The organism is Glaciecola sp. 2405UD65-10, assembly GCF_048820975.1.
Classification (GTDB): Bacteria; Pseudomonadota; Gammaproteobacteria; order Enterobacterales; family Alteromonadaceae; genus Glaciecola.
The window spans coordinates 236,329-248,766 of record NZ_JBMEUF010000003.1; the positions used below are offsets into that span (position 1 = coordinate 236,329).

Genomic DNA, 12,438 nt, shown 5'->3' on the forward strand with positions numbered 1-12,438 from the left:
TACAGGATTAAACAATGAAAGACCTATTTTCACCACTTACTATTGGCGCTACCACACTGCCTAATCGCATTATTATGTCACCTTTAACACGCTCGCGTGCTAGTCAACCTGGTAATGTTCCCAACGCACTTAATGCCGAATATTATGCTCAGCGCGCCAGTGCCGGCTTAATTATTAGTGAAGCAACTCAAATTAGCCAACAAGGGCAAGGCTATGCTTGGACACCCGGGATTCATTCAGATGAGCAAATTGAGGGTTGGAAGGCTGTGTCTAGTGCCGTCCACGACAAAGGCGGTCGTATATTTATGCAGCTATGGCACGTTGGAAGAGTATCTCATTATTGTTTTCAGCCAAATGGAGATACGCCTGTTGCACCGTCAAGCATGCCGGTTGAGGGGCAAGCGTTTATCTTAGATGAAAATGGTGAAGGCGGCTGGGCCGACATTCCTACACCACGAGCGCTCACAGTTTCAGAGATACAAGATATTGTGGCTGATTACGCAAAAGCTGCTGCTAATGCGATTAAAGCGGGTATGGATGGTGTCGAAATTCATGCAGGTAACGGGTATTTAATTGATAGCTTTATCAATTCTAATAGTAATGTACGTGACGACGAATACGGGGGAAATTTTGAAAAAAGAAGCCGTTTTTTACTCGAAATTGTCAAAGCGGTGTGTGATGAAATTGGCTCAGAAAAAGTAGGTGTTCGATTAACACCAGAAGGCCGCTTTATGGGAATGGGAGACGACACACCTAAAGATACATTTGGTTATATCGCTAAAGAGCTGAATGCATTTAATATTGCATACTTGCACGTTGTTGAGCCAAGAATGATTAACTTCGATAGAGATGAAGCATTCGATTACGGCGATATAGATGTAATTAAACTCATGCGTAATAATTTTAATGGTGTACTAATTGCTGCAGGCGGCTATGAAAAGTCATCGGGCGAGGAGGCCATTGATAATGATCGCGCCGATGCCATTGCATTTGGTCGTAAGTTTATTGCTAATCCTGATTTACCATATCGCTTTAGTATTGATGCCGACTTGAACGAACCTGATTACGATGCGTTTTATGGCGGGACTGAAAAAGGTTACACAGATTACCCTAGCTTGAATAATGCTGCGGCGGAGTAACTGAGATGACATTTTCGCCCGTAGTCGTTGCGTTTGTTATGACCTTTTTGGCAGGCTCAGCACTTACTGTGCAAGTAGCGACTAACGGTGTGTTATCAAAAGCATCAACCGGCCCGCTTTGGGCCGCGTTTTTCTCATTTTTGATTGGCACTCTTGCGCTTCTAATCTTACTGCTTATTTTACGTGAGCCACCACCCTCTATGTCATCGCTTCTTAAACTACCCAAATGGTACTTTTTCGGAGGCGTGCTTGGGGTGTTTTATGTGACGGTTGTGGTGATGTCTATTGGTGTTATTGGTAGTGTGTCATTAGTGACCACGGTAATTGTCGCCCAACTGATCACGGCAACTGTGTTAGAACATTTTGGTGTGTTGGGGATCCCCAAAAACCCAGTTCAGCTAAAGACATTAATTGGCTTTGCCTTAATGTTGGCAGGGTTCTCTCTTATTAAATAGCGTGGTAAATCCACGCTTTACAACTTCATACCTTGTCAAAATCTATTCCGTATATATTCACCTCGTCTTTTAAAATGTGTGAATTCAATACTCTATCAAACATGAATTACATGATAACCTGTCGGTAATGATCAATATCTTTGCATCTTAAGCAAAAATTATTTGGGTAATAATGCATGATATCAATAGAGTTGCTGCATGTTTATATGAGTGTGGTCGATACAAAAAGCTTTACGTTAACCGCCAACCGCTTGGGGGTAATGCCAAGTAGCGTATCGCGACAAATGAATATGCTCGAGCAACATTTAGATACCAAGCTGTTTAATAGAACGACACGAAAAATTCAACTCACCGAGGCAGGGCACACGCTTGCTGCCAGACTACCCGAAATTTTAAAGTCGTTGGACGACACGTTTGGGTTCATTGGTGACTTGTCGAGTAAACCTAAAGGGCTACTCCGCATTACCGCTCCAGTTGTTTTTAGTGAATTGTATTTGCACGATATGTTGATGGCTTTTCGTAAAAAATATCCAGAAGTTACATTGGACATACATTTAAGTGAAGGAGTTGTAGACATTGTTGAGGAGGGCTTTGATGTTGCTGTGCGCATAGGCAAGCTTGCAGACAGTAATTTAAGAGCGGTCAAAATAGCAAATAACCAACGTGATCTTGTTATTGCTCCGGTGCTTGAAGCGAATCTGCCCCCCATCGCTACACCAGAAGATATCACCGACTTACCTTGTCTGACATTTCGCTATAAAAGTGGGCGTGAAATATGGCAGTTTAAATCTCAGGGACACAATCAAAAAGTAGCCGTAAAAGGCCCACTTCGCGCAAACAATTCAATGTTACTTGTTAAGGCTGCGATTGATGGCGAAGGTCTTGCATTGTGCCCAAGGTGGCTCACTGAGCCATATTTAAAAAATAAGTCGCTCAACACTGTACTAGAGCACTACGATATTACCGCCAGCGATTTTGATTCCGCTATTTACTTGGTTTACCCGGACTCAAATTTAGTGACAGGAAAAGTCAGAGCGTTTATTGATTTTACCAAAGAGTATTTTTCACAATTCGCTTGGGCTGAGATGCACAAACGCTAGAGGTCGTTGCATCTAGCACCTTGTGTACTCCTGCAGACACTGAATGATAATTATCAACAATCTACCGTCATTCCTCGCGCATGAATAATGCGACATTGATAAATGAACCAATGCCGCTTACGCTAAATGTATTACACTAATACTCGTTTAGTTTTTCTGCGCCTAGCAACATAGCCAAACAGCGTAGCGAAGAATAAATAGCTTAAAGATGGCGCGTTAACGGGTGTTGGAGTGGGGGTAAGGTTGTTACTACCATTAAATACGCTTGAAGCGGAAGTGAATGGAACAGGAGAGTCAAAAACAAGTCCAGGCGTGAAGAAGTCTGCGTTACCGAAGACTTTCATTTCTATAAAAAAGTCAATTTCAGTAATTTTACCGGTCTCAACAGAAAATAAGCCTGAAAATGAATTCAAGGGTAGACCCGATGCCGCCCAGTCACCTGAGAATGTACCATTTCTTATAACATAGCCATCATCACCATACTTTAAAGGTTCGCCTGCTTGAAAGCCTGGATTCAAAGCACTTAGTATGAATGCATCTACATCAGCCCGTGTGGCTAAACTCAGTTCATCATCTTCGCTTGTTAAACCAAAGATTAACGATGCACCACTGGGACGGTTGGCAATATAAGGGAGGAATATTCCGTCCCACGCTACGCCAACGTCTATGTCAACTGTACCGCCTGCTGCTTGGTCTGTTAGGTCAAAGGTGAGTGTGTCGGCCATTCTAAGAAGAGCACTAGTGGCTACGCTTGACGTTTGACCCAGCGGTATTAGTGTTGTTGATACTCCCATTTCGCCTGTTGATAGGTCACCACTAACATTTGCAGTTCGCTCAACAAATTGTGAGCTATATATATCTTGTGTCACATCAACAGATGTCGCATCGCCTAGTTCTTCAGATATTATCGTATTGGTTAATACTCCTAATTCATATTTCATTCCATAACCGGTGCTTTCAATCGTCGCTGAAAGTGCAGGCACACTGACAAACATACTGGCTAACGCCAACACACATATTTTCTTTTTCATGGCTGATCCCTATTTTACTAATCCGTTTTTAACATTATTGTTATCTATATTTTGCGATCGACTAATGTTCTTCGGCAACAACTTCTTTATTGCTGTGCGCACGTGATACAAACACAAACGATGTCAACGATTTTGTATATCGTGGTGCACGAAATCAAGCGTAAAGGCCATTCCTTATAAAAATCTTATAAAAATATATATAAATTTTGAGGCGTAAAATACGGGGTTATTAGAGGTGAAATGTGCAGCCTAGGTCAGGGAAAAAGGAAAAAGTGGGTAAGGAGAATAAGACGGATTAAAGCTATTTGCTATCTCCCGTGACAGCTGTCTTTTTGACTAGATTGTTTTTTTTGAATATCTAATTATGGGAGTGTTTTATGGCGTGTTAGTTTAGCATTTCATGCGCAGACAGGGCGTTGGTGCCGGAAATGGATTATTGAAGCGCGAATAGCCCCACCATTTACTAGCGTTTTTCTTTATTATTGCAGCAGTAAATTGAGCCTATTCATGCTTGACCAAATAAAAAGATTAGATATTAGAGTACGTAGTAATACGCCCATCCGTCAAAAATCAAAAAGATGGATTTTTATACAATCATTATCTTTCCCTTATATTTTTAACAGGCATTCACATCCTAGTTTACAGATACTTTTTAAGCACTTGGATACCATCTCATATACCAAGCCATTAATTAATAGGAGCGAGTCGTCATGTTATGCATGGGAGATAAATTTAGAACTTTTCAACAATCAAAAAAAATCATTTTTGTTATTATGGTATCAGTTGCGCTGACGCCATGTGGAAAAGCCGTCGTTGCGTGTAATCAAGGGATACAAATTCCAGAAACCTTAGCTGTCGAGTATAGGATTTCTATCAGTGAGCGTCAGTTAGGTGAAAGTTCCGTTTGGTCATCACCTTCGCTTTTAGCTAAAGAGGGATTATTTACCGAAGCCCTCATGCCAATTGTAAGACTAGCTGATGATGGTGCTACTGTAGTGATTTCACAACGTTTAGAAAACAATAGTTTAGATATTCAAAGTCACGAAATTGACTAGCCTATGTGACTGATTTGACCTTAAGTGCGAACATGTTGTTGTTTCGCGTTGAGTTTCCCCCAAATGCCAACTGGGATGGAAGTTGTATGGGTTTATAAGTTAACTCACTTGTCGCCTCGACACGCCTCAATACCTTGTATAGTTTAAAAAATATATGCTATAAAGCATTCTAGAATTAAACAGGAAATGCGATGTTAAGGCTTTTTGCGCTTAACACGCTAAAAATTATGGATAAATTGTGAAAATATTCTCTGCATTGGTATGCGTGTTATTGTTAGGAATAAGTGGCTCATCATTTGGTAATGACATAGAAGTTAAAGCCGCCAAAATAATAAAAAGAGCTAATAAAGCGGAAGAAGCCTTTACCTCGCGCGGAGGCATGGAAGGTTGGACAAGAATTTCATTTATAGTAGATAAAGACGGAACAACGAAAGATATTGTTGTTTTTGATCATTCAGGCAAAGACCGATATGTCAAAAAAGCCACTAAATATATAAGAAACCTACAATACTCTCCTGCACTCGTTAATAATAAGCCCGTAACAAGTGCTCAAATCTTGTTTATTAAACACACATACTCAGAGGCTGGCCATAGCGAAGGTAGCGTTACGCCTGCCTTTGCAAAAGAATATCAAGCGACAATAGATGCTCTTGCTAGCCCTAACGTGAATATGCTTAGCATAAAAACATCCATAGACGATTTGGTAGAAGACCATACTAAAAATTTAAACGAGCATGCTTTGGCTGCTTGGTTAAAGTCTATCTATTATTATAAAAATGAAGAATTTTTAGAATATATGCGCCAATCTCAAATTACAGTAGATTTATACGAATACTTACCTGTAGCGATATTGGCTAAGTCAACGGTGAATCTTTTTGAGTCACAGCTCTATTTCGGAAATTTCAATGGCGCCTCTGAAACGCTTGCGCGTATGGGGAGTATTAGTGGCCTTAATTTATCTCAACAAACGTATCAGCAATTTGTAGATTCACTTAAAGCTGCCAAAGCGGCTAGATCAGAAAATGCGACTAAAGGTCAACTCACTAGCTTAGGCGCGTGGTCACAAACTTATGAACTCTCTACATTTAAAGTTGAAGTGTCTCAGGGAAAAGTTGATTCAGTAGAACTTAGATGTAATGACTATCAACAAAAATATGTTGAAGGTTGGGAGAAGAAAATAGAGCTTCCAGCACAAACTTCTGATTGCATTTTGTTAATTAAAGGGGATGCGGGATCAACATTTGATATTATTGAAATGACTAGTTGATAAGCAAAAAAGCAAAAGCAGGTTCACAAAAATGATTGGCTACAAGAAGCTCTTCTATGGGCTTGCTTAAGCCGTTGCCACATAGTGCTAGTAAATAATTACCAGCACTGTGAACACACTTAAGATTCGCAAGTTTAAAATCAAAATAACGTTTATATTAAAGGAATTTTAATTGAACGCCTGCGCTTATTCTTTTCTGGTGGCGATTATAATCAATTAGCGAGTCACCGTAACCATTAAAGTATTGAATTAAAAAATCATAACGCGCGTTAATGGGGTACGTATAGTTTATTTCGATACCGCCACGGTTATCATCAAAGCGTAAGTTATTACGTAAGCGGGTGGTAACGGTCGAACGTCCAAATTGCGCACTAAAACCTATTTCTATTCGCCCGTAATAGTCATTTATATCAGGGTTATCATCGCCTCTTGGGTCAAGCGGAAATTCTTTATCATCTTCAGGTATTCTATACCAAGTACGAACAAAATAAGCCGTATCTTCATCACTGAATAATGCAGAAACGGTAATACGGTTCCAGCTTCTAGACTTCAGTCCGTTTTGCCCATTTGACTGATGGTTCAAACCAATTTGCATCAAGTTAAATTGGTAGCCTAAAATCTTTATGTCAGTGTCAAACATATAGAATAACTCAGGCTCATAATTAGTTTCCCTAAAAGGTTTAGATGTTTCACTATTATATAACTGCCACAACGACATAGCGGTAAAACCAAAATACAGGCCCGAAAAATCATCATTGTGTGTCCACAAAGGTGTTTTTACGCTTATTTGATACTTGGCCTCTAAGTTATCTATGACTTCTTCGCCTTCACCATCTAAGGTTATGGAATTAGGATCGCTTACATGGCTCACTGGTAGAATATAGTTTGGCCAATGTTGGCTCATTGAAAAAAGGTTTTCGTTAGCTTCTTTATCACTGAGTATGCGCTCTTCATATATGCTGGAATTTGGCTCACCAGGCTTAACGGTAATCACCTCTACATCTTTTGGCTTAGCGTCATCTTCTTGCTGTGCGTCTTGTGCGTGGGCCGAAAATGCGCCTGCGCTACAACACAGTAATAACGCCATTTTAGGCACAATGCGGCTATATGAAGATGTAAACATGAAGGTCCTTATTAAAGAATAAAATGGGTATATTAAAGTTAAAATGTGAAGGTTTGACTTTCCCTCGCGCCCACACAGCTTGTTGTTCCGCCGCCAATTGCAATAATTTCATTCGCGTGCTCTACAAGTTCATCTACCATGGCGTCGTTGCGCTCTGGATCATGGCTATAAAGGGCGAGAGTCTTAACGTTTGCAGCTAAAGCTAGCTTTATTGCTTCCTCTGCAACCGAGTGCCCCCAGCCAGATTTAGCGGGCATATCTTCAATTACATATTGCGCATCATGAATAAGTAAATCAGCGTGTTTTACAAAGGTAACAAAGTCTAGAAAGTCGGTATTTTTCGCATAGGGAGGATAGAGTTCATTATCAGTTACGTACGCAATTTTAACGCCGCTATCTTCAATGCAATAACAGCTTCCACCACCAGGGTGGTTCATTTTTAAGCGCGTAATTTTGGCCGTAGAAATAGACCAGCTGTTTTGGCTAGGTTGATGTAAGCTCAGCTTCGCTTGGATTGCTTCTCGCGGAACCGGGAAAAAACTGCCTGACATTTGCTCTAAAAAAGCCTCAGGGCGAAGTTCATCGGTTTCACCCGGAGTAACATAAATGGGCCTATCTTTTTGATAAATAGGCGCAAAAAAAGGAAAGCCTTGTATATGATCCCAATGATTGTGCGACAGCAATATATGAATGGGGGAGGCGTCGCTCAACAAGCGTTTACCTAATAGGCGAATGCCGGTACCTGAATCAAGCACAATGTGCGTGCCATCATCAAGTTTGATATAAGTGCAGGCGGTGTTGCCGCCATAGCGGACAAAATCTTCGCCTGGTGTGGGAATAGAACCCCGTACACCGTAAAACGTTACCTGCACTGCAATCTCCTGATAGTTAGCTATTAAAGTGCGCTTAAAAACGCGGAAACTTCATCAATGGCTAACATAGACTTTTCACCCGTGCGTCGATTTTTATATTCAACTTGCTGGTTATCAAGGTTACGTTCACCAATTACAATGCTATGTGGCACACCAATAAGTTCCATATCAGCAAACATTACGCCTGGGCGCTCTTTTCTATCATCAAACAGCACTTCAACGTTTGCATCACTTAAGTTTTTGTATAAGTTTTCAGCCACCTCTTGCACTCGATGTGACTTATGCATATTCATTGGAATAATAACCACTTTGAATGGCGCAATTGCTTCAGGCCAAATAATGCCGTATTTATCATGGTTTTGCTCAATCGCAGCGGCAACAATTCTGGTTACCCCAATTCCATAGCAACCCATTTGTAACACTTCATGCTTGCCTGTTTCGGTTAGCACGCCGCAGTTCATGGCTTTAGAATATTTATCACCCAGTTGAAATATATGACCAACTTCAATGCCTTTGCGAATTTCCAACTCACCTTCACCGTCGGGTGATGGGTCTCCAGCTACAACGTCGCGTAGGTCGGCCGTGGTAAATTTAGGTACATCACGCTCCCAATTTACGCCTACAAAATGCGTATTGGCTTCGTTAGCGCCACATACAAAATCGCTGCAAGCCGCTGCGCTGTTATCTACAATAATAGGCAGGTTTAAATTAACTGGGCCTAAGGTGCCAAATCCGCATCCTACAAGTGCTATAACGTCTTTTTCATCAGCCATAAGCAAAGGGCTGGCAACCAAGTCATGTTTAATGGCTTTTATTTCGTTTAGTTGATGATCACCGCGAAGAACAAGTGCCACAATTGGCGACCCTGATGCTTCGCTGCCTTTCACCATAAGGGTTTTAACTGAATTCTTGGCGTCTATTTTTAATACTTCGGCCACCGAATCAATTGTTTTAGCTTCGCCGGTGTCTACTTTTTCTAAGGTTTGAGTGGCGGGTGCAGCATTGGCGGTGCAAACGGCTTGTGCCAATTCTACATTAGCAGCGTAAGTACTGGCGTTGCTAAACGCTATATCATCTTCGCCTGATTCAGCTAGCACATGAAATTCATGTGATACAGCACCGCCAATTGAACCTGAATCAGCAATTACTGAGCGGTATTCAAGGCCAATACGCTCAAATATATTGCAATATGCTTGATGCATTGTTTGATAAGTTGAATCTAAGCATTCATCACTTAAGTGAAAAGAGTATGCATCTTTCATCACAAACTCACGGCCACGCATAATGCCGAAGCGAGGGCGAATTTCGTCTCGAAACTTGGTCTGAATTTGAAATAAATTGAGCGGTAACTGTTTATAACTGCTTACTTCGTTGCGTACAAGCGCAGTAATAACTTCTTCATGAGTAGGGCCTAATACGAAATCTCGCTGTTGGCGGTCTTTAATACGCAGCAGTTCTGGGCCATATTCTTCCCAGCGGCCTGACTCTTCCCATAAATCTGCCGGTTGAACTACTGGCATGTTAATTTCAATAGAACCCGCTTTGTTCATTTCATCGCGCACAATATGCGCCACTTTATTTAATACACGTAAACCTGTAGGTAACCAATTGTACAAGCCAGCGGCTACCTTTCTTACCATACCGGCTCTTATCATAAGCTGGTGGCTAATTACTTCTGCGTCGCTAGGAACTTCTTTTTGTGTGGCAAGTAAATACTGTGATGTGCGCATATTCTTTATTATTTAGTGTTTAAAAGTGTATTGTTGCGCGATTTTAGCAGTCTGGGAAAACATACTAAAGCGAAATATGGTTTATTTAAATATCTATGCTCAATACCGTCACGGTATTGTTATGAACTTGCCAATGAACGTCGCTTGAGTAAAGCGACAAATGGTAAGTTTTGGTATCCGCTTTTGCTTTTTTATACGCTGGGCGAGGGTCTTGGCTAAGAATATTTTCAAGCAGGGCGCTAAAGTCACTAAACTGCGCTTCACATTTTGCTAAGGCCTTAAGTGTTGAATTGTCATACTTCACGCTGAGTAGACTTGAAGGTGCTTGTTCTGCATAACCTGCTAGGGCGTTTGGCTGCGAATCGGCATAAGGTAAGTAAGGCTTAATGTCTATAATAGGCGTTGCGTCTAGTAAATCTATTCCCCCCACTCTTAGGCGTTGTTGATTAAACCCTAGGTTTTCTACTAGTGACATGCCTATACCATTTGGACGAAAAGTGCTGCGCGTGGCAAATACGCCCATTTTTTTATTCCCGCCAAGGCGCGGAGGCCGAACCTTTTCACTAAATCCTTGTTCTAAATTTTCGTGAAACATAAACAAAAGCCAAAGATGTGAAAATTGTTCAATACCATCTAATGCGTGTTCGGGATTAATTTCTTTCACAAATTCTATTTCACCTTTTGCCAAGCTTAATGCTTGGCTTTGCCTTGGGATGGCAAATTTTTGCTTAAAAGGTGAATGAATATGGGCAATGGGAGATAGGCTGTACACAGCAGTGGTTCCTAAACAACTAATTTGTATAATGACACATAAGGTAAAGAGTAATGGTTTATAATACAAATAATTGACTTGAATAAAGCAAAATCACCCTTAAATTACGCTAAAATAATTGAGTAAATAAAAGCGCAAAATCTTAAGCTTCAAGGCAAGCATCGCTAAAAATATAAAACAAAAAGAATGTGTGCAGCAGAATAAGGAAAGTTATGATTTCGGTAAGCAATCTTTGCAAGCAGTTTGGCGGCAATACCGTGGTGAATAATTTGTCATTCGAACTCGCCCAAGGCGATGTACTGGCTTTTTTAGGGCCAAACGGTGCGGGCAAATCAACCACTATGAAAATGCTAACGGGTTTTCTCCCCGCTTCATCAGGTGTGATGACTATAAACGGCCTTGATTATAATGAGCCGGGGCAAGGCATTAAAATAAAACAAATGATTGGATATTTACCCGAAGGCGCGCCGGCCTATGCCGATATGACCGTGTATCAGTTTTTAGACTTCATAGCGCAAGCGCGCAAAATTCCAAAAAAAATCCGTAAACAAGCTATTAATAAAGTCTGTGAACAGGTTGAGCTAAAAAGCGTTCTTAATAAGAAGGTTGAAACCTTATCCAAAGGTTTTACTCGCAGAGTGGGTTTGGCACAAGCAATTATCCACGATCCTAAAATTTTGATTTTAGATGAACCTACTGACGGCTTAGATCCAAATCAGAAGCACCAGGTACGCCAATTAATTGCAAATTTAGCCAAAGATAAAATAGTGATTATTTCTACGCACATTCTTGAAGAAGTGACGGCGGTGTGTAACCGAGTAATTATTATAGCAAATGGTGAGAAACGCTTTGATGATACCCCTCAAACTTTACAGCAACAGTCAGCCTATCATAATGCGGTAACGATCAAATTAAGCTACTTAGCTGACATATCGGGCTTACTAGAAGTAGAGGGCGTAGCTGATTTAAAGCATGACAAAGCTTCAAGCCGCGTAACTATTTTTCCTGAGCCAGGTGTGTCAATTATTGAAAATGTTTCTGCCCACATACAGCGCACTCAAATGCCGGTAGATATGATATTTCCCGAAAAAGGCCGCTTAGACGAAGTATTTAGAAGTATTACAAAAAGCGAACAGAAAAAGGAGGTTGAATAATGTTTTCAAGTCCAAGCGTGATTATCTTTAAGCGGGAATTTGCGAGCTTTTTTGCCACACCGGTTGCTTACATTTTTATTGCAATATTCTTAGTTTTATCAAGCGTATTTACCTTTATGTTTGGCGGCTTCTATGAACAGGGACAAGCCGACTTACTCAGTTTTTTCAATTTTCATCCTTGGCTATACTTGTTCTTAGTACCCGCTATTGCTATGCGCTCGTGGTCAGAAGAGCGCAAAAGTGGCAGTATAGAACTGCTCATGACACTGCCTTTTACTACCATGCAAATCATGTTGGGTAAATTTTTTGCCGCGTGGGCTATTTTGGCCTTGTGCCTAACCTTAACCTTTCCTCTTTGGATAATATTGAATTATTTAGGCGAGCCTGACAACGGCATTGTGCTTGCGGCTTACCTTGGAAGCTGGCTCATGTCGGGAGCGTATTTAGCGGTAGGTGTGTGTATGTCGGCTACTACGCGAAATCAGGTGGTGGCCTTTATTCTTGCAGTAGTGGTGTGCTTCTTTTTAGTACTGGCCGGTTCACCGCTTGTGATTGATTTGTTTAAGTTGTGGGCACCTAACATGGTAGTCGATACCGTTGCCGCTTTTAGCTTTTTGAGTCATTTTCAAAATATGGCAAAAGGTGTAATAGCCTTAAATGATGTTGTGTTTTATATATTGAGTATTACCGTTTGGCTGTACGCAGGATATGTAGTTATTGAACAGAAAAAGGCGGACTAA

At 40.9% G+C, this 12,438-nt stretch carries 12 protein-coding genes; 7 read left to right on the top strand and 5 right to left on the bottom strand.

Annotated features, from left to right (window positions below; all coding sequences use genetic code 11):
• Positions 1-14: 14 nt before the first annotated feature.
• From ACOI22_RS16235 to ACOI22_RS16245, 3 genes are all read left to right on the top strand, one after another.
• Positions 15-1,139: an alkene reductase gene (locus ACOI22_RS16235; RefSeq protein WP_420673185.1), complete on the top strand. Its 1,125-nt coding sequence runs from the start codon at positions 15-17 to the stop codon at positions 1,137-1,139.
• 5 nt (positions 1,140-1,144) lie between these two features.
• Positions 1,145-1,594 carry a DMT family transporter gene (locus ACOI22_RS16240; RefSeq protein WP_420673186.1) on the top strand — a complete coding sequence of 150 codons (450 nt, stop codon included), beginning with the start codon at positions 1,145-1,147 and terminating at the stop codon, positions 1,592-1,594.
• Between the two features lie 176 nt (positions 1,595-1,770).
• Positions 1,771-2,694, top strand: a complete 924-nt coding sequence (locus tag ACOI22_RS16245) for a LysR family transcriptional regulator (protein WP_420673187.1) — start codon at positions 1,771-1,773, stop codon at positions 2,692-2,694.
• Between the two features lie 131 nt (positions 2,695-2,825).
• Here the strand turns inward: ACOI22_RS16245 and ACOI22_RS16250 are convergent, their stop codons facing one another.
• Positions 2,826-3,725 (bottom strand): hypothetical protein, encoded by a 900-nt coding sequence (locus ACOI22_RS16250; protein WP_420673188.1) that lies wholly within the window; start codon positions 3,723-3,725, stop codon positions 2,826-2,828.
• Between the two features lie 710 nt (positions 3,726-4,435).
• Between ACOI22_RS16250 and ACOI22_RS16255 the strand changes: the two genes are divergently transcribed.
• Positions 4,436-4,780, top strand: coding sequence for a hypothetical protein (locus ACOI22_RS16255; protein ID WP_420673189.1), 345 nt, complete (start codon positions 4,436-4,438; stop codon positions 4,778-4,780).
• A gap of 238 nt (positions 4,781-5,018) precedes the next feature.
• Positions 5,019-6,047 carry an energy transducer TonB gene (locus ACOI22_RS16260; protein WP_420673190.1) on the top strand — a complete coding sequence of 343 codons (1,029 nt, stop codon included), beginning with the start codon at positions 5,019-5,021 and terminating at the stop codon, positions 6,045-6,047.
• Between the two features lie 157 nt (positions 6,048-6,204).
• Here the strand turns inward: ACOI22_RS16260 and ACOI22_RS16265 are convergent, their stop codons facing one another.
• The 4 genes from ACOI22_RS16265 to tsaA form a co-directional block, all read right to left on the bottom strand.
• Positions 6,205-7,170: a phospholipase A gene (locus ACOI22_RS16265; protein WP_420673191.1), complete on the bottom strand. Its 966-nt coding sequence runs from the start codon at positions 7,168-7,170 to the stop codon at positions 6,205-6,207.
• Between the two features lie 38 nt (positions 7,171-7,208).
• Positions 7,209-8,042, bottom strand: coding sequence for an MBL fold metallo-hydrolase (locus ACOI22_RS16270; protein ID WP_420673193.1), 834 nt, complete (start codon positions 8,040-8,042; stop codon positions 7,209-7,211).
• 23 nt (positions 8,043-8,065) lie between these two features.
• The gene (locus ACOI22_RS16275; protein ID WP_420673194.1) at positions 8,066-9,772 is read right to left on the bottom strand and encodes a proline--tRNA ligase; all 1,707 of its coding nucleotides are present in this window, start codon (positions 9,770-9,772) and stop codon (positions 8,066-8,068) included.
• A gap of 85 nt (positions 9,773-9,857) precedes the next feature.
• Positions 9,858-10,544, bottom strand: coding sequence for a tRNA (N6-threonylcarbamoyladenosine(37)-N6)-methyltransferase TrmO (gene tsaA / locus ACOI22_RS16280; RefSeq protein WP_420673195.1), 687 nt, complete (start codon positions 10,542-10,544; stop codon positions 9,858-9,860).
• 212 nt (positions 10,545-10,756) lie between these two features.
• On the opposite strand from tsaA, the gene ACOI22_RS16285 reads away from it, so the two are divergent.
• Together ACOI22_RS16285 and ACOI22_RS16290 are read left to right on the top strand one after the other, a co-directional pair.
• Positions 10,757-11,698, top strand: coding sequence for an ABC transporter ATP-binding protein (locus ACOI22_RS16285; protein WP_420673196.1), 942 nt, complete (start codon positions 10,757-10,759; stop codon positions 11,696-11,698).
• On the top strand, positions 11,698-12,438 hold the full coding sequence (locus ACOI22_RS16290) for an ABC transporter permease subunit (protein ID WP_420673197.1): 741 nt from the start codon (positions 11,698-11,700) through the stop codon (positions 12,436-12,438). The genes ACOI22_RS16285 and ACOI22_RS16290 overlap by 1 nt, the downstream gene beginning before the upstream one ends.

Bases quoted from the DNA above. Each gene is read 5' to 3' on its own strand.
- ACOI22_RS16235 (WP_420673185.1), top strand. From the start codon at position 15: ATGAAAGACCTATTTTCACCACTTACTATTGGCGCTACCACACTGCCT.
- ACOI22_RS16240 (WP_420673186.1), top strand. From the start codon at position 1,145: ATGACATTTTCGCCCGTAGTCGTTGCGTTTGTTATGACCTTTTTGGCA.
- ACOI22_RS16245 (WP_420673187.1), top strand. From the start codon at position 1,771: ATGATATCAATAGAGTTGCTGCATGTTTATATGAGTGTGGTCGATACA.
- ACOI22_RS16250 (WP_420673188.1), bottom strand. From the start codon at position 3,725: ATGAAAAAGAAAATATGTGTGTTGGCGTTAGCCAGTATGTTTGTCAGT.
- ACOI22_RS16255 (WP_420673189.1), top strand. From the start codon at position 4,436: ATGTTATGCATGGGAGATAAATTTAGAACTTTTCAACAATCAAAAAAA.
- ACOI22_RS16265 (WP_420673191.1), bottom strand. From the start codon at position 7,170: ATGTTTACATCTTCATATAGCCGCATTGTGCCTAAAATGGCGTTATTA.
- ACOI22_RS16275 (WP_420673194.1), bottom strand. From the start codon at position 9,772: ATGCGCACATCACAGTATTTACTTGCCACACAAAAAGAAGTTCCTAGC.
- ACOI22_RS16285 (WP_420673196.1), top strand. From the start codon at position 10,757: ATGATTTCGGTAAGCAATCTTTGCAAGCAGTTTGGCGGCAATACCGTG.
- ACOI22_RS16290 (WP_420673197.1), top strand. From the start codon at position 11,698: ATGTTTTCAAGTCCAAGCGTGATTATCTTTAAGCGGGAATTTGCGAGC.